20 protein-coding genes and 1 pseudogene are annotated in these 21,970 nt (G+C 63.7%); 9 read left to right on the top strand and 12 right to left on the bottom strand.

Going from position 1 to position 21,970, the window contains the following annotated elements; all coding sequences use genetic code 11:
- Nucleotides 1-776 (bottom strand): caspase family protein (locus XI04_RS09445; RefSeq protein ID WP_271623627.1); only part of this gene is annotated, 776 nt, incomplete at its 3' end.
- A 382-nt stretch (nucleotides 777-1,158) separates the two neighbouring features.
- Between XI04_RS09445 and XI04_RS09440 the strand changes: the two genes are divergently transcribed.
- The gene (locus tag XI04_RS09440) at nucleotides 1,159-1,965 is read left to right on the top strand and encodes an N-acyl homoserine lactonase family protein (RefSeq protein WP_028143897.1); all 807 of its coding nucleotides are present in this window, start codon (nucleotides 1,159-1,161) and stop codon (nucleotides 1,963-1,965) included.
- 220 nt (nucleotides 1,966-2,185) lie between these two features.
- Here XI04_RS09440 and XI04_RS38685 read toward each other — a convergent pair.
- The 5 genes and pseudogenes from XI04_RS38685 to XI04_RS09420 all read right to left on the bottom strand — a co-directional run.
- A pseudogene (locus XI04_RS38685) lies at nucleotides 2,186-2,275 on the bottom strand (MarR family winged helix-turn-helix transcriptional regulator); the annotation flags it as partial.
- 6 nt (nucleotides 2,276-2,281) lie between these two features.
- The gene (locus tag XI04_RS09435) at nucleotides 2,282-2,764 is read right to left on the bottom strand and encodes a DUF7674 family protein (RefSeq protein WP_050995726.1); all 483 of its coding nucleotides are present in this window, start codon (nucleotides 2,762-2,764) and stop codon (nucleotides 2,282-2,284) included.
- Between the two features lie 4 nt (nucleotides 2,765-2,768).
- A complete protein-coding gene (locus XI04_RS09430) occupies nucleotides 2,769-3,071 on the bottom strand; it encodes a hypothetical protein (RefSeq protein WP_152102084.1) in 303 nt (100 codons plus the stop codon).
- A gap of 232 nt (nucleotides 3,072-3,303) precedes the next feature.
- Nucleotides 3,304-4,023: a class I SAM-dependent methyltransferase gene (locus tag XI04_RS09425; RefSeq protein WP_038973104.1), complete on the bottom strand. Its 720-nt coding sequence runs from the start codon at nucleotides 4,021-4,023 to the stop codon at nucleotides 3,304-3,306.
- An 84-nt stretch (nucleotides 4,024-4,107) separates the two neighbouring features.
- A complete protein-coding gene (locus tag XI04_RS09420; protein WP_212477545.1) occupies nucleotides 4,108-4,650 on the bottom strand; it encodes a MarR family winged helix-turn-helix transcriptional regulator in 543 nt (180 codons plus the stop codon).
- A 110-nt stretch (nucleotides 4,651-4,760) separates the two neighbouring features.
- Between XI04_RS09420 and XI04_RS09415 the strand changes: the two genes are divergently transcribed.
- The 5 genes from XI04_RS09415 (at nucleotide 4,761) to fahA (ending at nucleotide 10,438) form a co-directional block, all read left to right on the top strand.
- Complete coding sequence (locus XI04_RS09415) at nucleotides 4,761-6,392, top strand: FAD-dependent oxidoreductase (protein ID WP_097669203.1); 1,632 nt, start codon at nucleotides 4,761-4,763, stop codon at nucleotides 6,390-6,392.
- 8 nt (nucleotides 6,393-6,400) lie between these two features.
- A complete protein-coding gene (locus XI04_RS09410; protein WP_028143901.1) occupies nucleotides 6,401-6,625 on the top strand; it encodes a DUF2783 domain-containing protein in 225 nt (74 codons plus the stop codon).
- Nucleotides 6,626-6,650: 25 nt separating this feature from the next.
- On the top strand, nucleotides 6,651-7,607 hold the full coding sequence (locus XI04_RS09405) for an MBL fold metallo-hydrolase (protein ID WP_097669202.1): 957 nt from the start codon (nucleotides 6,651-6,653) through the stop codon (nucleotides 7,605-7,607).
- Between the two features lie 2 nt (nucleotides 7,608-7,609).
- The gene (gene hmgA, locus XI04_RS09400) at nucleotides 7,610-8,956 is read left to right on the top strand and encodes a homogentisate 1,2-dioxygenase (RefSeq protein ID WP_038973096.1); all 1,347 of its coding nucleotides are present in this window, start codon (nucleotides 7,610-7,612) and stop codon (nucleotides 8,954-8,956) included.
- Between the two features lie 210 nt (nucleotides 8,957-9,166).
- A complete protein-coding gene (fahA, locus tag XI04_RS09395; RefSeq protein WP_028143904.1) occupies nucleotides 9,167-10,438 on the top strand; it encodes a fumarylacetoacetase in 1,272 nt (423 codons plus the stop codon).
- 125 nt (nucleotides 10,439-10,563) lie between these two features.
- Here fahA and XI04_RS09390 read toward each other — a convergent pair whose 3' ends face one another.
- Together XI04_RS09390 and XI04_RS09385 are read right to left on the bottom strand one after the other, a co-directional pair.
- Complete coding sequence (locus XI04_RS09390; protein ID WP_028143905.1) at nucleotides 10,564-10,875, bottom strand: DUF1272 domain-containing protein; 312 nt, start codon at nucleotides 10,873-10,875, stop codon at nucleotides 10,564-10,566.
- Between the two features lie 72 nt (nucleotides 10,876-10,947).
- Nucleotides 10,948-11,427: an Lrp/AsnC family transcriptional regulator gene (locus tag XI04_RS09385; RefSeq protein ID WP_028143906.1), complete on the bottom strand. Its 480-nt coding sequence runs from the start codon at nucleotides 11,425-11,427 to the stop codon at nucleotides 10,948-10,950.
- Nucleotides 11,428-11,550: 123 nt separating this feature from the next.
- Between XI04_RS09385 and hppD the strand changes: the two genes are divergently transcribed.
- Nucleotides 11,551-12,666 carry a 4-hydroxyphenylpyruvate dioxygenase gene (gene hppD, locus XI04_RS09380; RefSeq protein ID WP_097669197.1) on the top strand — a complete coding sequence of 372 codons (1,116 nt, stop codon included), beginning with the start codon at nucleotides 11,551-11,553 and terminating at the stop codon, nucleotides 12,664-12,666.
- Between the two features lie 223 nt (nucleotides 12,667-12,889).
- On the opposite strand, the gene XI04_RS09375 is transcribed toward hppD, so the two are convergent.
- The 4 genes from XI04_RS09375 to XI04_RS09360 all read right to left on the bottom strand — a co-directional run bounded on the left by XI04_RS09375 (nucleotide 12,890) and on the right by XI04_RS09360 (nucleotide 17,922).
- Nucleotides 12,890-13,996 carry a CaiB/BaiF CoA transferase family protein gene (locus tag XI04_RS09375; RefSeq protein WP_028143908.1) on the bottom strand — a complete coding sequence of 369 codons (1,107 nt, stop codon included), beginning with the start codon at nucleotides 13,994-13,996 and terminating at the stop codon, nucleotides 12,890-12,892.
- A gap of 198 nt (nucleotides 13,997-14,194) precedes the next feature.
- Nucleotides 14,195-14,995: an FAD binding domain-containing protein gene (locus XI04_RS09370; RefSeq protein WP_028143909.1), complete on the bottom strand. Its 801-nt coding sequence runs from the start codon at nucleotides 14,993-14,995 to the stop codon at nucleotides 14,195-14,197.
- A 15-nt stretch (nucleotides 14,996-15,010) separates the two neighbouring features.
- Nucleotides 15,011-17,353, bottom strand: coding sequence for a xanthine dehydrogenase family protein molybdopterin-binding subunit (locus XI04_RS09365; RefSeq protein WP_212477563.1), 2,343 nt, complete (start codon nucleotides 17,351-17,353; stop codon nucleotides 15,011-15,013).
- 83 nt (nucleotides 17,354-17,436) lie between these two features.
- Nucleotides 17,437-17,922 (bottom strand): (2Fe-2S)-binding protein, encoded by a 486-nt coding sequence (locus tag XI04_RS09360; RefSeq protein ID WP_018321562.1) that lies wholly within the window; start codon nucleotides 17,920-17,922, stop codon nucleotides 17,437-17,439.
- Between the two features lie 921 nt (nucleotides 17,923-18,843).
- On the opposite strand from XI04_RS09360, the gene XI04_RS09355 reads away from it, so the two are divergent.
- Nucleotides 18,844-20,559 (top strand): PQQ-dependent methanol/ethanol family dehydrogenase, encoded by a 1,716-nt coding sequence (locus tag XI04_RS09355; protein WP_152102082.1) that lies wholly within the window; start codon nucleotides 18,844-18,846, stop codon nucleotides 20,557-20,559.
- A gap of 129 nt (nucleotides 20,560-20,688) precedes the next feature.
- Nucleotides 20,689-21,870, top strand: a complete 1,182-nt coding sequence (locus XI04_RS09350) for a c-type cytochrome (protein WP_404536465.1) — start codon at nucleotides 20,689-20,691, stop codon at nucleotides 21,868-21,870.
- The last annotated feature ends 100 nt before the right edge of the window (nucleotides 21,871-21,970 follow it).

Here is a 21,970-nt window from a genome sequence, read left to right as displayed (position 1 = left end):
GCCGGTGCCGGACGCGACCCGCCAGCTCCCGGGCTGAACGAGAAATCTTCGGCCAATGAAGAGGATATCCACGGCACCTGCTCGCCGCGCGAAGCGCGGGTGACGCCCATCTTGGTCCGGTTCAGTGTCTCCTCGGCCATCAGGTCGGGGACCCGGATTTCCTTCAGGAGCTCCTGGACGAACAGGCTGTGCTCGCCGCCGGCGTCGGAGACCACCGAGGCCAGCGCCGCCGAATACATCACCAGCGTTCCGTTCGGCGCGATGACCGGGGTCAGGCCAGCCGAGAAACTGCGGAACCGGCGCTCGAACGGATTGCGCCTGGAGGCGTCGATCAGCGCGATCTTGACGCCGGCGCCGCGGGTGTTGAGCTCGCCGAGGACGGTCTCGAGGCTGAAACCGTCGCGGCGCACGTCGGATTCGGTCCAGATCTGCGCATCGATCGGCAGCATGTAGCTCTGGCGCGCCGACTGGATGCCGAAGCCGCTGAAGAATACCAGCGCCACCGATCCCGGCTTGATCTTGCCGTAGAGCTTGTCGAAGGCGCGGCGCATGCCGTCGCCGGTCAGATTCTCGGCGATCTCGACCGAAAAGCCGTCGCGCTTGAGCTCGTCGGCGACGTCACGGGCATCGTTGATCGGTTCCTTCAGCGGGGCATCCGCATCCGGGTACTTCGCGTTGCCGATGACCAGCGCAAAGCGGTCACCGGCCGCAAGCGATGGGGCCGTCGGGACGAGCGAGATGAGCAAGGGCAGAAGAAGAAAGAAGCGAATTTTCATAATCAGCGCGGTCCAGCCAAAAAGGCGCCGTTACCAGCTTGCGCCGCGGCGACCTTAACTTACGCTTCCTGCATTATCAAACCGGGGACGGGAGGCGTCAACCACTTGGAGATTCGGCGTTATCGCGACGATTGACCGCAACGCCCGGGTGCGCCGCAGGGGGAATAAGCAGGCTGTCATGTTTGTGCTCGACGTGATCCGGCTCGATCTTACCGGCGGCACGTTAGGGCCTCCATGGCGACGAAAATGTGATTGGTCTCACATTGAGGGCATGCCTCCGTCGCGCCGCGAGGCGTTTGACCTTTGCAGCGGACAATGGCTTGGTGCGCAGGATCGTCCCGGAAGGTCCACTCAGAAAAGCAAAGCAAAAAGCAAAGAAATCATGGGAAACGCCTACGAAATCTACGCCCTGCGCTATGCGACGATGTCGCCGCGCACCCCCAGCATGAACTTCCTTCAGCCCGATCCGCATGACAGCGCGGCGCAGGACCTCGACTATTTCGTCTGGCTGATCCGAGGGCACGGCCGCGACATCCTGGTCGACACCGGCTTCAATGCCGAGGAGGCGAGCGCACGGGCGCGCAAGCTGACACTCAATCCGGTCGATGCGCTTGAGCGTTTTGGCGTCAAGGCATCGAGCATTCGCGACGTCATCGTGACGCATCTGCATTACGACCACGCCGGCAATCTCGATCGCTTCCAGAATGCGCGCTTCCATCTCCAGGAGCGCGAGATGGCCTATGCGACGGGGCGCTGCATGTGCAACGGCCTGCTGCGACATCCGTTCTCGGTCGAGCACGTCACGCAGATGGTGCGACATGTGTACGGCGAACGCGTCACTTTCTATTCGGGCGACGGCGAGGTCGCGCCCGGCGTCACCGTGCACCGTGTCGGCGGCCATTCCGACGGCTTGCAGGTGGTCAAGGTCGAAACCGCGCGCGGACCCGTGGTGCTGGCGTCCGATGCCGCGCATTACTACGCCAATCTGCAGCGCAAGAGCCCGTTCCCGATCGTCTACAATGTCGGCGACATGGCGGTCGGCTGGGAAACGATCGAGCGCCTCGCCGGCCATCCTGATCGGTTCATCCCCGGCCACGATCCGATCGTGACGGAGATCTATCCGCGCGCCAGCGACAAGGTCGATGCCTGGGCGCTGCATCTGCCGCCGACGCGGTCGTTTGCGAAGTGACGGCGTTACCGACGCAACCCTATCGCCGTCACCCTGAGGTGGCCGCTTCTTCAGCGGCCCTCGAAGGGCGACGGCCCGGCTCGATCCGCGCGGCCGCATCTCGGCCGCTCATCCTTCGAGGCTCCTCGCGTGATGCTTCGCATCGCGCGCCTCGCACCTCCAGCGACAACCGCTTCGCGGTTCCGCAGGGATGACGGGGGTTCTACCCGCGCGGACTCAATCAATACGCCTGCTTCGCGTCCGCTTCCTTGCTGGTCTGGATCAGATCGAGACTCTCCTCGATCTTGCCGAGCAGCGCCGAGAGCGCTCTTGCGGCTCAGTTCAGGCAGGCCTCGTGTCCGCTATGCTTCAGAATGCCGCTCGAAAAGAACATCGTCGGAGGTCCGAGCCGGGCCACAAGCGGACCCCCCCACAATCCGCGCGTTGTAACTTTCCAGAACTCGTCCATCGCTAAGCAATGCTCTTTGGACTTTGGTCCGAGATAGCTAATCAGTGCCTTAAAATCGAATAATCTCTCGCCGTCCGCATGCTGCAATGTTTCAAGAAAGCCCGTCGACAAGGCGGCCTGTTCTTCGGCCGAGCCATTGTCTAGCACCTGCTCGCAGAGTTCAAAAACGGACCTTACCGTGTCTTTTGGCAGCTGCTCAAAATGCTCGATGAGAGCCTGTGCCAATCCGCCGCCAGCTACAGTTATTGGCACCACCTCAGGTGACCACTCCGCCTTCAGCGTAGCGAGCGACTCTCTCAATTGAGGCGCTAGATCAGCAATCCGGTCAAGATATTTACGGTCCGTAGGCATGCGCTCACACGCGCGCGATGCGCGCCGGATGCTCCGGATTGCGGCGAATGAAGTCCTCAACATCCCGCAATCGTTCTGGCAATGGCTGCGCACCGGCGTAGTGCCAGAAGCGGAAGCCCGCTGACCAGAGGGCCTCCACCTTCAGCCATTGCTCGGCATCGGTCCGCTTCGGAGCCCTGAACGCGCGGCCCATTTCATGAAGGCAAGAACCGCAATGCGGGCAAACAGTGCTCGCATTTGCCCGAACCTTCCACGATTTTCGGCACGCGAAACAGGCATGGGCTATGAGATAGTTGCGTCCTTGCAACGATAGCTCTGGACGAGGGGGCCGAGGACGCGGATCGGCACGCGTGGCGGTCGCGCGCCGCAAATCCATTCGTCGAGCCTTTTCCAAGCCGGATGCCATATGAGGAACATTGACAGGAGAGCCCTAAGTCCGCAACGGGTCAAAATCTCCGGCTTGAGTCTCAGCCGGCGACTTCTGGTCTGACCCCTTCTTCGGACCCGTTCAGCCTCCGAGACGGGCGGCAGATATGGTTTCAACGAGTGCCGGCAGGATCCACACAAGCAACGATATCGCGGGGAGATTTTCGAGCCGCTAGCTCCGGCGGAGAGAATATCGCCAGGTATCCTCCGTCCCCTGCGAGCTTAGATGTGGCGACCTCGCGATAGCCGACGGCAGTTAATTCGCAGCGCAGGAGCTCAATTGGCGTGCCGTGCTTCGACGTCGGAAGCTCAAGATCGACAATTCCCACCCGTGCACCCTGCTTCAAGGCGGGCGCGAGATTGTAGAGGAAGGCATAGGGTTGGGCTATCTCGTGATACATATGCGCAAGGATTGCGGCGTCCAGCGAGGAAGCGGGCAGACGCGGGTCGTGGGGTTCGCCGAGCGCGAATTGCACGTTCGTTAACTTCAGAAGTTTTGTTCGCCTGGCGAGTTCGACGAGGTAATCCCGCGTGACGTCCTGGGCAACGACAGAGCCGGCGGGTCCGACGAGGTGCGAGAGCCTGACCGTGTGGTAGCCACTGCCTGCTCCAATGTCGCCGACTGTCATACCTGGTTTCAGTTCAAGAACGCGTGCGATTTGACCGGCCTCATTGAGGGCGTCGCGGCGCTCTTCGGCGGAGCGGCGCGGGCTGACGATTCGTGCGACAGGGCGCTGCGGTGAGGGAAACTCGTTTGCAGCGACTCCGGGGGGAGCCAGATAACCCATGTCAACCGCGTATGCGCGAGCTGCAGCAAAGGCCACAAGTAGCATCGCTATATACGCCACTGCCGTCACGGGCCTACCAAGCTTTCCAACCGGACTCCCAAAAGCCGACGTCTGCGCCTCTATGAGTCGCTAATACGCCTGCTTGGCGTCCGCTTCCTTGCTGGTCTGGATCAGATCGAGACTCTCCTCGATCTTGCCGAGCAGCGTCGAGAGCTGCTTGCGCTCCTGCGCGGAGAGGCAGGCGAGGATCTCGTCCTCCCGCCGCAGCAATTGCGGGAACAGCTCTTCGTAGAGCGCGCGGCCCTTCTTCGTCAGTTGCAGGCGGAATTCGCGGCGGTCGGCTTCGTTCTCGACCCGCTCGATCATGTTCTCGCTGAGCAGCGTGGTCACCGCGCGGCTGATGGTGGATTTGTGTGTACGGGTGCATTGCGCGATGTATTGCGCGCTGCAGGCATCGTTGCGGAACCCGAGCGTGGCGATCACGCGCCAGGCCGGAATGTCGAGGCCATGCCGTTCCTGATATTCGACCGAGAGCGCGGAACTGACCTCGGCCGCGAGCCGGTTGAGACGGAACGGCACGAACTTGAACAGGTCGAGCCGTGCTTTTGGCCGCGCCGAGGCCTCATCGGCTTGCCGTGCCTTCAGTGCGATATCGCCAGATGTCCTCGCCAAGGAGCGCGCTCCGAATTCCAGTTGACGGCCGGCCGGCTCCGGTCCAAAATAGTTGCACGTGAGACTATCTAGCAGATCAGTGCTCTCCTGACCATAGCCGAGGTTCGAGTATGGCGCAGGCCAAGCCACTTCAGGTCAAGACACATCAGGCCAAAGCCCAGTTCGGCTATCGCCGCCATGCCGATCAGGACCGCGCCGGCCAAGGCCCGGCCGAGCATCCGGTCGTGGTTGTCGGCGCCGGCCCGGTCGGGCTGTCGCTCGCGATCGATCTTGCCCAGCGCGGTCAGCGCGTCGTCCTGCTGGATGACGCCGACCGCATTGGCGAAGGTTCGCGCGCGATCTGCTTCTCGAAGCGGTCGCTGGAATATTGGGACCGGCTCGGCGTCGGCGACCGTATGGTCGCCAAGGGCGTGGTGTGGAGCGTCGGCCGGATCTTCCACGGGGACTCCCTGCTCTACCAGTTCAACCTCCTGCCCGAGGACGGCCACAAGCGGCCCGCCTTCATCAATCTCCAGCAATACTACGCCGAGGCCTATCTGGTCGATCGCATCAGCGATCTGCCCGAGATCGACCTGCGCTGGCGCAACAAGGTGACGGCGCTGGAGCAGCGCAACGACGGCGTGGCGCTGACGATCGAGACGCCGGAGGGCGCCTACCGCCTGCACGCGCAATATGTGATCGCCTGCGACGGCGCGCGGTCTTCGCTGCGGCAGATGGTCGGCGCCGAGTTCGCGGGACAGGTGTTCGAGGACCAGTTTCTGATCGCCGACGTCAAGATGACCGCGGAATTCCCGACCGAGCGCTGGTTCTGGTTCGATCCGCCGTTCCATGCGGGACGTTCCGCGCTGCTGCACCGGCAGCCCGACGATGTCTGGCGCATCGACCTCCAGCTCAATCGCTACGCCGATCCCGTGGTCGAGAAGAAGCCCGAGAATGTGCGGCCGCGGATCGCGCGCATGCTCGGCCACGACAAGTTCGAGTTCGAGTGGATCTCGCTCTACAAATTCCAGTGCCGGCGGATGGACCGCTTCATCCATGGCCGCGTGATTTTCGCCGGCGATTCCGCGCATCAGGTTTCGCCGTTCGGCGCCCGCGGCGCCAATTCCGGGCTCGAGGACGCCGAAAATCTCTCCTGGAAGCTCGATCGCGTGCTGCGCGGCACTTCGCCCGCAAGCCTGCTCGAGAGCTATCATGCCGAGCGCAGCATGGCGGCCGACGAGAACATCCGCGAGTCGACACGCTCGACCGATTTCATGGCGCCGAATTCGCATCAGGAAGCGCGGCTGCGCAAGGCGGTGCTGTCGCTCGCCAAGGAGACAGAGTTCGGCAAGCGCATGGTCAACGGCGGCCGGCTGTCGGTGCCGTGCAGCTATGACTCGCCGCTGTCATCGCCGGATGCAGATGTCTGGGGCGGCGGACCGTCTCCCGGCTGCTCCATGCTCGATGCGCCGGTTGCCGAGCAGGCCTATCTGACGGACGCCTTCCGCAAGGGGGGAACGGACTTCACCCTGCTCTCGTTCAGCAATGGTGCGGCGATTGATGTGCCCGACGGGGTCAAGGATGTTCGCATCGGCGGCGAGGGCGGACTTGCCGATCCCTCGGGCCTCGTCGCAAAGCGCTATGACGCCGCGCCGGGTGCTGCCTATCTGCTCAGGCCCGATGGCTATGTCGCCGCGCGCTTCCGCCATCCGACGCGCGCCGCGATCGCGGCTGCGTTGTCGCAGGCTCAAGGTCTCAATTGAGGTTTCGCATGCCGTTGTCCACCAGCTCCAACTTTGCGCGGCCGGACGATGCCTTTCGCGCCATCGTCGAGGCGCATCGCGGGCTCACCGAGGAGCAGAGCGCCGATTTCGATGCGGCGCTGGTGCTGATCCTCGCCAACCATATCGGCGAGATCGATGTGCTGCGTGAGGCGATCGAGCTTGCCAAGCGCCGCATGATCGACGGTCAGCAGCAACAACAGCAACAACAATAACCCAGAAGACTCAAAGGACGAATTGATGGCGAAGAACTTCGCATCCACCGGCGATCTCTCGGAAAAGAAGATCACCTTCTCCGAGATCGGCACCGATCTCTATGCCTTTACCGCCGAGGGCGATCCGAATACGGCCGTGATCGTCGGCGACGACGGTTGCCTGGTGTTCGACGCGCAGGCGACGCCGGCGATGGCGAACAAGGTGATCGAGCGCGTCCGCACTGTGACCGACAAGCCGATCAATTATGTCGTGCTGTCGCACTATCACGCCGTGCGCGTGCTCGGCGCCTCCGCCTACAAGGCGCAAGGCATCGTCGCCTCGCAGGAGACCTATCGTCTGATCGAGGAGCGCGGCAAGCAGGATTGGGATTCCGAATACGGCCGCTTCCCGCGGCTGTTCCAGGATGCGCAAAGCATCCCCGGCCTGACCTGGCCGACGCTGACCTTCGAAGGCGAGATGTCCATTTATCTCGGCAAGCGTGAGGTGCGCCTGATGCAGCTTGGCGCCGGCCATACCTCCGGCGACATCGTCGCCTGGGTGCCTGATGCCGAAGTGATGTTCTCCGGCGACCTCATCGAATATCACTCGGCCTGTTATTGCGGCGATGCGCATTTGCGCGAATGGCCGATGACGCTGAACGAGATCCGCAACTTCAATCCCAAGGCGATCGCGCCGGGCCGCGGCGATGCGCTCAACGGCACGGCCACGGTGCGCGAAGCCATCGCAATGACCCGCGATTTCGTCACTTCGCTTTATGGTGCGGCCGAAATCTCGGTGGCGAAGGGGCGCACGCTGAAGGAATCGATGGCCGCGACCCGCGAGGTGATGGATCCGAAATTCCACAGCTTCGCCATCTACGAGCACTGCCTGCCGTTCAACGTGTCGCGCGCCTATGACGAGGCGTCGGGGATCGACGATCCCGTGATCTGGACCGACAAGCGCGACCAGGACATGTGGGCAGCCCTGCAAGGAGGAGGATAGCGATGAACATCAACATCTCGCCCGATCAGATCGTCCGAAGCTCGGCACAGGTCACCCCGGGCTACATGTCCGGCTTCGGCAACAGCTTTGAGACCGAGGCGCTGCCGGGCGCGTTGCCGATCGGGCGCAACTCGCCGCAGCGCTGCGCCTACGGACTCTATGCCGAGCAATTGTCCGGCTCGCCCTTCACCGCGCCGCGCGGCACCAATGAGCGCTCGTGGCTCTATCGCATCCGTCCGTCGGTGAAGCATTCCGGCCGCTTCGAGAAAGTCGAGGCCGGCCTGTGGCGTTCGGCGCCATGCCACGAATACGATCTGCCGATCGCGCAGATGCGCTGGGACCCGACGCCGCTCCCGGAGGACGATGTGACCTTCGTTCAGGGCGTGCAGACCATGACGACGGCGGGTGACGTCAATACGCAGGCCGGCATGGCCGCGCATGTCTACCTCATCACCAAATCGATGGTGGATCAGCATTTCTACAATGCCGATGGCGAGCTGATGTTCGTGCTGCAGCAGGGCAATCTTCGACTCGTCACCGAGTTCGGCCGCATCGACGCCGAGCCCGGCGAGATCGTGGTGATCCCGCGCGGCGTCAAGTTCCGCGTCGAGATTCCGAACGGGCCGGCGCGCGGCTATCTCTGCGAGAATTACGGCGGCGCGTTCACGCTGCCGGAGCGCGGGCCGATCGGCGCCAACTGCCTGGCCAATGCACGCGACTTCCTCACCCCCGTCGCGCATTACGAGGACAAGGACACGTCGACCGAGCTGTTCGTGAAATGGGGCGGCTCGCTGTTCAAGACCACTCTGCCGCATTCGCCGATCGACGTCGTCGCCTGGCACGGCAATTACGCGCCCTACAAATACGATTTGCGTACCTTCTCGCCGGTTGGTGCGATCGGCTTCGATCATCCCGATCCCTCGATCTTCACGGTTCTGACCTCGCCGTCGGAGACCGCGGGCACCGCGAATATCGACTTCGTGATCTTCCCCGAGCGCTGGATGGTCGCCGACAACACCTTCCGTCCGCCCTGGTATCACATGAACATCATGAGCGAGTTCATGGGCCTGATCTACGGCGTCTACGATGCCAAGCCGCAAGGCTTCGTCCCCGGCGGCATGAGCCTGCACAATTGCATGCTGCCGCACGGCCCGGATCGCGACGCTTTCGAGCATGCCAGCAACGGCGAATTGAAGCCGGTGAAGCTGACGGGGACCATGGCCTTCATGTTCGAGACCCGCTACCCGCAGCGCGTCACCGCGCACGCCGCGAACGCGTCCACGCTGCAGGACGATTACGCGGATTGCTGGAAGGGGCTGGAGAAGCGGTTCGATCCGAGCAAGCCGTAGTCTCTCTTACCCTCCCCTGGAGGGGGAGGGTCGTTACGCATGCAGCGAAGCGGAATGCGTAGCGGGGTGGGGTGACGGTCTCTCCGCGAGTAACGCTGCCCGTGTTGAGAGATCACCCCACCCCGTCCCATATTTCGCTGCGCTCAATATGAGCCGACCCTCCCCCTCCAGGGGAGGGTGACACCGTCACCGCTGTGCCACGAGAAACCTATGCCCCACCCCAACGACCCCAGCCTCCGCTCCTTCATCGACGTCGATCCCGCCTCCGACTTCCCGATCCAGAACCTGCCCTACGGCGTGTTCTCGACCGCGGCCAATCCGACGCCGCGCGTCGGCGTCGCGATCGGCGATTACGTGCTCGATCTCTGGGAGCTCGAGCAGGATTCCCGGCTCGATGTCGGTCCGCTCGGCGTGTTCTCCGGCGCCTCGCTCAATCCTTTCATGGCGCTGGGACCAAAGGTCTGGACCAGGACGCGGGCGCGGATCAGCGAGCTCCTGCGGGCCGATCATCCGGAGCTGCGCGACAATGGGGAGCTGCGCAGCCGCGCGCTGGTGCCGGTGCGCGATGCAAGGCTGCATCTGCCCTTCACCGTCTCCGGCTACACCGATTTTTACTCGTCCAAGGAGCACGCCACCAATGTCGGCGTGATGTTCCGCGGCAAGGACAATGCGCTGCAGCCGAACTGGCTGCACATGCCGATCGCCTATAACGGTCGCGCCTCCACGGTCGTGGTCTCCGGCACCCAGGTGAAACGGCCGCGCGGGCAGCTGAAGCCGCCGAATGTCGAGCTGCCGAGCTTCGGGCCCTGCAAGCGGCTCGATTTCGAGCTGGAGATGGGCGTCGTGATCGGCCAGCCCTCGCCGATGGGCGGCATGCTGACGGAGAGCCAGGCCGAGGAGATGATCTTCGGCTTCGTGCTGCTCAACGATTGGAGCGCGCGCGACATCCAGCAATGGGAATATGTGCCGCTCGGCCCGTTCCTCGCCAAAGCGTTCGCGACCTCGATCAGCCCGTGGGTGGTGACGCGCGAGGCGCTGGAGCCGTTCCGCCAGAAGGGGCCGGAGCAGGAGCCGGTGCCGCTGGATTATCTCAAGCAGGGCAAACCGCAGAACTACGATGTCGCGCTCGACGTCTCCTTGCGCGCCGCCGGCGCCAACGCGCCGGCCGGCATCAGCCGCACCAATTTCAAATACATGTACTGGTCGTCGGTGCAGCAGCTGATGCACCATGCCTCCTCCGGCTGCGCCATGAATGTCGGCGATCTCCTCGGCAGCGGCACGATCTCCGGTCCGGAGAAGAACCAGCGCGGCAGCTTGCTCGAGATCAGCTGGAACGGCACCGAGCCGATCGAGCTCCCCGGTGGCGCCAAGCGCTCATTCCTGGAGGATGGCGATAGCCTCGTGATGCGCGGCTGGTGCCAGGGCTGCGGCTATCGCGTGGGGTTCGGTGAGGTGGAAGGGACGATTTTGGCGGCGGAGTAGCCGCGCGCTCATGTCTTGTAGGGTGGGTTAGCGTCAGCGTAACCCACCTCTTCAGTGTCCGCGGTCGCAGACGTGGTGGGTTACGCTGCGCTAACCCACCCTACGCATCGACGGCGTGGAGAGACCTACCGGCTCTCCGGCGGCACGTCCCGTATCCGCGCGCAATGCGCCGCGACGTCCTCGACGCTGTATTTCAGATGCACCCGCTTGTCCGACGGCGCCTGTTTGCTCGTGCAGACGCCCGGCCGCCATTCCTGCGTCGGCCTGATCGGGCGCGGCGCAAAACCGCCGCCGCAGTTCGGGCAGACGTTGGACAGTTTCGTCTCGACGCAGTCCGCACAGAACGTGCATTCGTACGAGCAGATCCGCGCGTTCGTCGCATCCGGCGGCAGGTCGCGGTCGCAATATTCGCAGTTCGGTCGAAGCTGGAGGGCCATGGCTGAATCTCCGGATTGGCTGGGATCATCGCAGATCGCGCGGGGAGCGCGAATGACGTAGTTCCCTCGATTTCAGCCGGCCTTGATCTCCCTCAGCGGCAATCGCGAGCTCTCCTTCAGCCTGTCGAGCACGATCGAGGAGCGCACATGCGCCACGCTCTGATGCGGCATCAAGACGTCGTTGACGAGGTTGGAGAGGCCCTTGAGATCGCGCAGCACTGCCTTGAGCACGTAGTCGGCGTCACCGGTGAGCGAATAGGCCTCCTGGATCTCGTCGATCCGGTTCACCAGCGCGCGAAACCGCTTGGAATTGTCCGGCGAATGGGTCGCAAGGCCCACCTGGATGAAGGCGATCACGCCGAAGCCGAGCGCCTCGCTGGAGAGATCGGCGTGATAGCCCGCGATCACCTTCTCCTCCTCCAGCCGCATCCGCCGCCGCGAGCATTGCGAGGCCGAAAGTCCCGCGAGGTCCGCGAGTTCCTGGTTGGTGAGGCGGCCATCGTCCTGGAGCGCGCCCAGGATCCTGAGGTCGAAGGCGTCAACCGAAATCATGCGTTGTTTGCCCATATCATGCACGGATCGTGCATATGATAGCCAAAGACCGTCCCGATTGCACGCTCATTGCAGGCCCCATGAAGGATAGTTCCTCCCAGTAGCAATTTGGGAGAGCCGCCTATGGGACCGTTTCCGCACGATGCACCGCCGGCCACTGTCAGCGCCGACAATCCGATGGGCACCGACGGGTTCGAATTCGTCGAATATGCGCATCCCAATCCGCAAGAGCTGCATGCGCTGTTCAAGCTGATGGGTTATGCGCCGGTCGCGCGCCACAAGACCAAGAAGATCACGGTCTATCGCCAGGGCGACATCAACTATCTCGTCAACGAGGAGCCCGGCACCCACGGTTACGAGTTCGTTGCCACGCATGGGCCCTGCGCCCCCTCGATGGCGTTCCGCGTGGTCGACGCGAAGGCGGCCTATGACCGCGCGATTTCGCTCGGCGCGGAGCCTGCCGATGTGTCGCCGGCCCAGAAGACGCTCGATGTGCCCGCGATCAAGGGCATCGGTGGCAGCCTGCTGTATCTCGTCGATCGCTACGGTGCCAAGGGCTCGGCCTATGAGGCCGAGTTCGAATGGCTTGGCGAGCGCGATCCGCGGCCTGCCGGCGCCGGCCTGTTCTATCTCGACCATCTCACCCACAACGTCCATCGCGGCCGCATGGACGTCTGGGCCGGCTTCTACGAAAAGCTGTTCAACTTCCGCCAGATCCGCTTCTTCGACATCGAGGGCCGCGCCTCCGGCCTGTTCTCGCGCGCACTGACCAGCCCAGATGGCAAGATCCGGATTCCGATCAACGAGGACGCCGGCGATTCCGGCCAGATCGAGGAATATCTGAAGACCTATCGCGGCGAGGGCATCCAGCACATCGCCTGCGGCTGCCGCGACATCTACCGCACCATCGAAGGCCTGCGCGTCGCCGGCCTGCCCTTCATGCCGTCGCCGCCGGAGACCTATTTCGAGCGGATCGACGCGCGCCTGCCCAAGCATGGCGAGGACCTCGCGCGTCTCCGGAAGAACGGCATCCTGATCGACGGCGAAGGCGTGGTCGAGGGCGGCCAGACCAAGGTGCTGCTCCAGATCTTCTCGGCCAACGCGATCGGCCCGATCTTCTTCGAGTTCATCCAGCGCAAGGGCGACGACGGATTCGGCGAGGGCAACTTCAAGGCCCTGTTCGAATCGATCGAGGAGGATCAGATTCGGCGCGGAGTGCTGAAGGTGGATGCGGCGTAGGCACCTGCGTTAGACGCGGGGTGCACCCTCAATGTCGGTGTCGTCCCCGCGAAGGCGGGGACCCATACCCACAGGGATTAGTTGCTACAGGGAGTAGTTGCGGCGCGAGCAGATAACTCCGAGTCTTCGCCAAACCGCTTCCTGTGGTTATGGGTCCCGGATCTGCACTCGCTACGCTCGCTTGTTCGGGACGACGGCGGAGTTTGAGGCGGCAGCGGAGAGTCTATCTCTTCCACGCCTTCGTCACCGCGGCGATCTCCGCTGCCTCCGGCTCACGCACCGTCGACGGTGTCCGCGAGAACCGCGGCGCCGGCGCGGGCTGCTTGACGCCATGACGCTCGACGAACACGTTGCGGGCGACCATGTGCGGATGCTGGGTTGCTTCCGACATGGTCAACACCGGCGCGAAGCAGATGTCGGTGCCTTCCATGATCTTGCACCAGTCCTCGCGCGTCTTGCTCTTGAACACGGCCTTCAGCTTCTCCTTGAGCGCCGGCCAGGCCTTGGGGTTCATCTGCGCGTCGAAATCGGCATCGGTCAGGCCCGCATGCTCGCGCAGCAGCGCGTAGAACTGCGGCTCGATCGAGCCGATCGAGACGAAGTGCCCGCAGGCACATTCATAGACGCCGTAGAAATGCGCGCCGCCGTCGAGGAAGTTCTGGTCGCGGCCCTCGGTCCAGCGGCCGAGCGTGGTCATGTCGAAGAAGAACGACATCAGCGATGCCGCCCCGTCGCACATCGCGGCATCGACGACCTGGCCCTTGCCGGATCGCTGCGCCTCCAGCAGGGCTGCGAGCACGCCGACGACGAGATAGAGCGCGCCGCCGCCGAAATCGCCGACCAGATTGAGCGGCGGCACCGGTGCTTCCTTCGTGCCGATGGCGGCGAGCGCACCGGTGATGGAGATGTAATTGATGTCGTGGCCGGCCGCATTGGCGAGCGGGCCTTCCTGGCCCCAGCCGGTCATGCGGCCATAGACCAGCTTGGGGTTGCGCGCGAGCACGACGTCCGGGCCGAGCCCGAGCCGCTCCATCACGCCGGGACGAAAGCCCTCGACCAGCGCATCGGCGCTGGCAAGCAGGTCGAGCACCTCTGCGATCGCGGCCTTGTCCTTGAGGTCGAGCTCGATCACCTTGCGGCCGCGCCCCGCCACCGACTTCATGCTCTTCTTCGCGCCGACCCGGTCGAGCGTGACGACGTCGGCACCCATGTCGGCCAGCATCATGCAGGCGAACGGGCCGGGGCCGATGCCGGCGAATTCGACGATGCGGAAGCCCGAGAGCGGGCCGGAGGAGCGGACGGTCGAGGTGGGCGCTGATTTGTCGAGCACGTTGTTGTTTCCTCGGGTCGCGGGCGGATGCCGATGGTTCGGCAATCGCCGCTGACATTCTTCTTTGGAGCGAGTTAATCGGCTGATTAACTTTTCTCGCCTTCATGCCAGCGAGGCAAGCGCTTTTGATGCCGCATGGCCAAAATAAAACGGCGCGCACCGAAGTGCGCGCCGCGGAAAATTTGTGTCGAGGCGCTATCAGCGCGCCGCGGCCACCGCGCGCTGTGCCATTACCTTGATGAGGTTGGCGCGGTACTCGGCAGTGCCGTGGATGTCGGCCAGCAATCCGTTCGCCGAAATCGTCACGCCGTCGATCGCCGACGGCGACCAGTTCGCCTTCAGCGCCGCCTCAATCGCGGGCACCCGCATCACGCCGCTCTGCGAGGCGCCGGTCGCGGCGACCCGAACCTCGCCCGATTTGGTCTGCGCGACGAACACGCCGGTCAGCGCAAAGCGCGAGGCCGGATGCCGCATCTTCTCGTAGCCGGCTTTTGCCGGCACCGGGAACGACACGGCGGTGATGATCTCGCCGTCTTCGAGTGCCGTGGTGAAGAGGCCCTGGAAGAAGTCCTCGGCCGAGATCGACCGCTTGTTGGTCTTCACGGTGGCGCCAAGGGCCAACAAAGCGGCCGGGAAATCCGCGGCCGGATCGTTGTTGGCGATCGAGCCGCCGATCGTGCCGCGGTAACGCACGGCGGGGTCGCCGAGCACCGAGGTGAGATAGGCAATCGCGGGAATCGCCTTCTTCACATCGGCATTGGTCATGATGTCGTAATAGATCGTGGCGGCCTTGATGGTCAGCGTGTCGCCCGACAATTCGACGCCCTGCAGCTCCTTGATCTTGCCGAGGTCGATCACGTCGGAGGGGCTTGCGAGGCGCTGCTTCATCACCGGCAGCAGCGTCTGGCCGCCGGCAAGGAACTTCGACTCGCTGCCCTTGGCGAACAGGCTGGCGGCCTCGTCGACCGAGGAAGCGCGATGATAGGTGGTCTGGTACATCTTCGTTCCTCCCTCTTAAGCCGCGTGGATCGTGCGCCACACCCGGTCAGGGGTTGCGGGCATTTCCAGGTTGTTCTTGCCGATCGCATCCGTGATCGCATTGATCACGGCCGCAGAGGCGCCGATCGCGCCGGCCTCACCGCAACCCTTGATGCCCAGCGGATTGCCCGGGCACAGCGTCGTGGTGTGGGAGAGGTTGAAGGAGGGCACATCGTCGGCGCGCGGCATGGCGTAGTCCATGAACGAGGCCGTGACCGGCTGGCCGTTGGCATCGTAGATCGCATGCTCGAGCAGCGCCTGTCCGATGCCTTGAACAAGGCCGCCATGGACCTGGCCCTCGACGATCATCGGATTGATCAGCCGGCCGAAATCATCGGCCGCGACGAAGTTGACGAAGGAGGTCTTGCCGGTGCCGGGATCGACCTCGAGCTCGCAGATATAGGTGCCGGCCGGGAAGGTGAAGTTGGTGGGGTCGTAGAAGGCGCTTTCCTTCAGACCCGGCTCCATCCCGTCAGGCAGATTGTGCGCGGTATAGGCTGCAAGGGCGACCATCGGCAGGGCAATCGCCTTGTCGGTGCCGGTGACCTTGAACTCGCCGTTCTCGATGACGATGTCGGCCTCGGAAGCTTCCAGCGCATGCGCCGCAATCTTCTTGGCCTTCGATTCCATCTTCTCCATCGCCTTCAGGATCGCGGTGAGGCCGACGGCCGCCGAGCGCGAGCCGTAGGTGCCCATGCCGAACTGCACCTTGTCGGTGTCGCCATGGACGATCGAGACCTGGCTGATGGGAACGCCGAGGCGCTCCGCGACGAGCTGGCAGAACGTGGTCTCGTGACCCTGGCCGTGGCTGTGCGATCCCGTCAGGATCTCGATGGTGCCGACCGGGTTGACGCGCACCTCGGCCGATTCCCAAAGACCGACGCCGGCGCCGAGGCTGCCGACCGCCTTCGACGGCGCGATGCCGCAGGCCTCGATGTAGCAGGACACGCCGATGCCGCGCAGCTTGCCGTCGGCTTTCGCCTTGGCCTTGCGGGCGGGGAAGCCGGCATAGTCGATCGCCTTGATCGCAGCATCGAGCGAGGCGTTAAAGTCCCCGATGTCATAGGCCATGATGACAGGCGTCTGATGCGGGAACTGGGTGATGAAGTTGGTCCGGCGCAGCTCGGCCGGATCGACCTTCAACTGCCGCGCCGCCGTTTCCATCAGCCGCTCGATCAGATAGCTCGCCTCGGGGCGGCCCGCGCCGCGATAGGCGTCGACCGGCGTGGTGTTGGTGTAGACCCCGATCACCTCGGCGTGGATCGCCGGGATGTTGTACTGGCCCGACAGCAGCGTCGCGTAGAGATAGGTCGGCACCGAGGACGAGAACAGCGACATGTAGGCGCCGAAATTGGCGTAGGTCTTCACCTTGAGGCCGGTGATCTTGTTGCTGGCGTCGAACGCCAGCTCGGCATGGGTGACGTGGTCACGGCCATGCGCGTCGGTGAGGAAGGCCTCGGTGCGGTCGCCGGTCCATTTCACGGGACGGCCGATCTTCTTGGAGGCCCACAGCGCCACCATCTCTTCGGGATAGATGAAGATCTTGGAGCCGAAGCCGCCGCCGACGTCGGGGGCGATCACGCGCAGCTTGTGCTCGGGGGCGATGTTGTAGAACGCCGACAGCACGAGGCGGGCGACGTGCGGGTTCTGCGAGGTCGTGTAGAGCGTGAAATGCTCTTCCGCCGCGTCGTAATCGGCGATCGCCGCGCGCGGCTCCATCGCGTTCGGGGCGAGGCGGTTGTTGGTGACGTCGAGCTTGACCACATTGGCGGCCTTGGCGAAGGCGGCATCGGTGGCACCCTCGTCGCCGATCACCCAGTCATAGACCTGGTTGCCGGGAGCTTCGGGGTGAAGCTGCGGCGCGCCAGACTTGATCGCGGCTTGGACGTCGGCGACCGCCGGGAGCTCTTCATAATTCACGACGACGGCCTCGGCCGCGTCGCGCGCCAGATTCTTGCTGTCGGCGATCACGACCGCGACGGCCTGACCGACGAAGCGCACAGTCTCCGGCGCCATCGCCGGCCATGCGCCCATCTTCATCGGGCTGCCGTCCTTGGAGGTGATGGCCCAGCCGCAAATGAGGTTGCCGACCTTGTCGTCGACAATCTGCTGGCCCGTGAGCACCGCGACCACGCCCGGCATCTTCAGCGCGGCGGAGGAATCGATCCCCTTCACCTTGGCGTGTGCGTGCGGGCTGCGGATGAAATGGGCATGGGTCATGCCCAGCAGCTTGATGTCGTCCACGTACCGGCCCTTGCCGGTAATGAAACGCTTGTCTTCCTTGCGCACGACTCGCGCGCCGATGCCTTCTACACCCATGTCTGGTCCTCCCGACCGGAAATTTCTTTGACCGCGCTTTCCCTCGAAAGCTGCAGCCGTGGTTCTTTTCGAGGCGTGCCGCTTTACTCGGCCGCCTGCGAGACCTTCATGCGCCCGGCTGCATCCAGCACGGCTTTGACGATGTTGTGGTAGCCGGTGCAGCGGCAGATATTGCCTTCCAGCTCGGTTCGGACGGTCGCCTCGTCAAGCTGGCCGCCGTGACGATGCACGATGTCGATCGCCGACATGATCATGCCCGGCGTGCAATAGCCGCATTGCAGGCCGTGATTGTCGCGGAAGGCGGCCTGCATCGGGTGCAGCTCGTCGCCCTTGGCGATGCCTTCGATGGTGGTGATGCTGGCCCCGTCGGCCTGGCCCGCCAGCATGGTGCAGGATTTCACCGCGCGGCCGTCCATGTGCACGACACAGGCGCCGCACTGGCTGGTGTCGCAGCCGACATGGGTACCCGTGAGATTGAGGTGATCGCGCAGCAGTTGGACCAGCAGCGTGCGGTCCTCGACGTCGACAGCAACGGCCTTGCCGTTCACCGTCAGTTTGACTGTAGACACGATGTCGTCCTCCCAGAATGTTTGTAATTATTCCAATTAGAAACAGCGCGATGAAACTTTGCAACTGGGATTTTGGGTCGCCGGCGTCACGAAACGGTCGTCGAGGCGCCGCGATCAGACAACAGCGATCCGTGCCGCCGCCAGCGCATGGCGCGACCTGTCCGAAACCTGCAAGGAGATGGTCTCTCGTCTTCCGCGGCGTCCACCTCTGCCATCGCGCGAAGGTTGCTCGCCCCGCGGATGTCGGTCCTTGGCGCCGCCGATTGTCTCTCCCTTGGGATTCTTGTCGTCGTTCCGCAAATAGGAGCACGGCCGGGCAACTTTGTAATCGCGATCTTGGTAGTAGGATTTGGCGCGGTAAGCCATTGATTTCATTGAAGCGTTGATCGCCCACGACGAGCCGGGCCGCCTCGGGGGGCTGCCGGGAAGCGGACTGACCAAGTCCGCCTGTACCCCCTGGCGATCAATGGACGCGAAGAAGACAACCGATCTCTCGAGATGGCTTCGCCAATCGAGCGCCCACCGTCGTTCTGAAGGCGGGCCGGTCAAAGCGAGCGACAACGACACCGTGACATTGACGGATTTCGTAACGCCCCGCGGCCATCCGTCGCGGTTGAACCGTCGTCGTGATTTGTGGACGTCGCTGATGCCGACTTTCGACGGAACGCGCGGATGGCTGCACGATGTTGCCGCAATCCAATCACTGGTTTCGAGCTGCCAACGAGCGACAAGAAGCGAGTGCCGACAACGAGATGAGTGGCCAAGCCTGACAGTGATTTGCACTACTACCTTCCGCCTATACTAAGCGCGAAAAGTCGATGCTGTAATTTCCGTGATGGTTCGCAGGCGAACTGCGTATCGAAAGCGCAAAAGCGCATCGGCGCCCAACGTGGCGCGCAAAGCAACATCACGGAGGGAATAATGACCTTTGGAACGAGGGGCTTCTTGGCCGGCATTTCGATGATCGCGATGCTGGGCGCCGGCACGATTGGCGTTCGCGCCAACGATTCACTGCTCAAAGCGCAATCCGATTCCAATCAATGGGCGGTGGCGGGCCACGACTACGCCAACACGCGGTTCAGCCCGCTCAACCAGATCAACGCCGAGAACGCCGGCAAGCTGTCGCTTGCCTATTCGTTCTCGCTTGCATCGCTGCGCTCGAACGAATCCTCGCCGATCGTCATCGGCAACACGTTGTACGTCTCGACGTCATGGGGGCCGAAATACGTCTACGCGCTCGACGCCGCGACCGGTGCGCGCAAGTGGACCTACGAGCCGGAGATTCCGGACGACGTGCTGCAATACGCCTGCTGCGACGTGAACAATCGCGGCGTCTCCTACGCTGACGGCAAGATCTTCGTCGGCCGGCTCGACGGCAAGCTGACGGCGCTCGACGCTGCGACGGGCAAGGCGCTGTGGACGGCGAAGGTGGTCGATTACAAGCAGGGCTCGGTCATCACCTCGCCGCCGCTGGTCGTGCGCGACAAGGTCATCACCGGCTTCGGCGGTGGCGAGTACGGCGTGCGCGGCGCGCTTCAGGCCTTCGACATCAACACCGGCAAGCTCGCTTGGCAGACCTTTACCGTTCCCACGCCGGAGGAGCCCGGCGGCGATACCTGGAAGGGCGATTCCGCGCAGCATGGCGGCGGCGCGGCCTGGCTGGTCGGCTCCTATGATCCCAAGACCGATACCGTGTATTGGGGCACCAGCAATCCCGGGCCGTGGAACACTGCCGTGCGCTCGACCGGCAACGGCGATTTCGGCAAGCTGACCAACCTCTACACGGCCTCGACGCTGGCCCTCGACCCGAACACCGGCAAGATCAAGTGGCATATCCAGACCACGCCCGCCGACGCCTGGGACTATGACGGCGTGAACGAGGCCGTGCTCGCCGACCTCAACATCGGCGGCAGCAACGTTCCGGCGCTGATGAAGGCGGATCGCAACGGGTTCTTCTTCGTCGCCAACCGCGAGACCGGCAAGGTTCTTTCGGCAGAGAAGTACGTCTTCTCGAACTGGGCGCAGAAATTCGATCTCGCCACCATGCGCGCGGTCGAGGATCCCGACAAGCGTCCGGGCCCCGGCCATCCCGCCAAGGACATCTGCCCCAATCTGATCGGCGGCAAGAACTGGCAGCCGATGTCGTTCAACCCGCAGACCGGCCTCGTCTACATTCCCTCCAACAATGTCTGCATGGATTGGTCGGTCAGTGACGTCGCCTACAAGCGCGGCGTGTTCTATCTCGGCGCCGAATTCCCGACCAAGGAAGGCCCCGGTGGCTTCCTCGGCGAGCTCGTGGCCTGGGATCCCGTCAACCAGAAGAAAGTCTGGTCCATCAAGGAAGACCTGCCTTTCAATGGCGGCACGCTGACCACTGGCGGGGGCCTGGTGTTCGCCGGCAACATCCATGGCGATTTCCGCGCGATCGATGCGAAATCCGGCAAAATGCTCTGGAGCAAGAATCTCGGCTCCGGCATCGGTGCGGGTCCTGTGACTTACATGGTCGACGGCAAGCAATACGTCGCCATCGTCGTCGGCCGTACGGCAGCACTGCCCGCGTTCCTGGGCGAGGTTGGCAAGAAGATGACGGCTGCAGCTCCCGAGGGCGGCTCGCTCTTCGTGTTCTCCGTCCAGTGACCACTGGCGCGTGTATCCCGAGGTGAGGGGATACACGCGCTCTTTTCCCAAAGTGTGATCGCGTCGTTGCGGCCGAGGCAGGGCCTTGTCGCAACGTGACGCCACGATGCCCAACCACGGGAGGTGAGGATGCGTCCAAATCGTTCTGGCCTTGGCAATAGCAGACGTCGCGCCATCGCAGCTTTACTTGCATGTGTTGCCGGTTCCGCGCTCATCGTGCCAGCCGCCACAAGCCGCGCCGACGAAGTGAAGCCGTTCCGGCTCTGTGCCGATCCGACCAATCTTCCGTTCTCGAGCAACAGCCCCTCGCAACCCGGCCTCTATGTCGAGATCGGGCAGGCGCTGGCGCGGGCGCTCGGGCGGCCGATCGCCTACGACTGGTACAAATCGTATTTCGGCAAGCGCACCGTCCGCGTGACGCTGCTCGGCAAGCAGTGCGACGCCATGATCGGCCTGCCGCGCTCCGAGGATTTCATGGGGCCAGCCGTCATCTTCTCGAGCACGGTTGCGCGTGAGGGTTACGCCCTCGTGACGGCAAAGGACCGGACGGTCTCCGGGATCGACGAACTCCGGGGCAAGCGGGTCGCCGTGCAGTTCGCCAGCACGCCACAGAACCTCCTGGCGACGCGTGACGACATCCAGAAGGTGACGGTGCTGTCGCCCGAGGAAGGCATGCAGGCGCTCGATCGGGGCAAGGCCGACGTCGCCTTTATCTGGGGACCCGTGGCCGGCTGGCTGAACAAGACCGTCTACCAGGATCGGTATCGCGTTCAGCTCACCGAAGGCGAAGGTTTGTCGTGGGACGCGGCGATCGGCTTCGCGAAGGCCTCGACAGACCTGCGCGACCAGATCGATGCGGTCTTGCCGGACCTCGAGCGGACCATCGCCGACCTCAAGGTGAAGTATGGCCTGCCGACCGGTCAGGCTCTCCACTTCAATGCCGTGCAGACGCCGGCGGGAACCACGACCGGAGCCGGGACCGGCGCGGCGCATGTGGCCAGCGTCGTCGCGACCGAGACCAAGGGCGACGCGCTGGCGTCAAATGCCGAAGCTGTCGGTCAGGGCAAGGAGATCTTCAACGGCACCTGTGCGCATTGCCATGGTCCCGACGCGATCCAGAGCGAGCGGAAGATCGATCTGAGGCTGCTACGTCACCGCTACGGCGACGAGATGCGAGAGAAATTCCTGACCACGGTGCATGAGGGGCGTCCGGCCAAGGGCATGCCGTCCTGGAAAGAGGTCTTCACCGACAGCCAGTTCGACAACATCTACGCCTTTCTGCTGACGGTTCAGGCCGAATCGAACGACTGAATGGTCTTGACCGGACGGCATCGGGGAGATGTTCTAGGGTCCGTTTCGCATCCATCGGCACGAACGTCCGATGGATGCGCCAGCGCGATGGACCCCGGGG

The sequence above is a fragment of the Bradyrhizobium sp. CCBAU 11430 genome, from assembly GCF_028128855.1.
Taxonomy (GTDB): Bacteria; Pseudomonadota; Alphaproteobacteria; order Rhizobiales; family Xanthobacteraceae; genus Bradyrhizobium; species Bradyrhizobium ottawaense.
The sequence above is the reverse complement of the archived record's forward strand: the minus strand, read 5'-3'. Positions and strand labels throughout refer to the sequence as shown.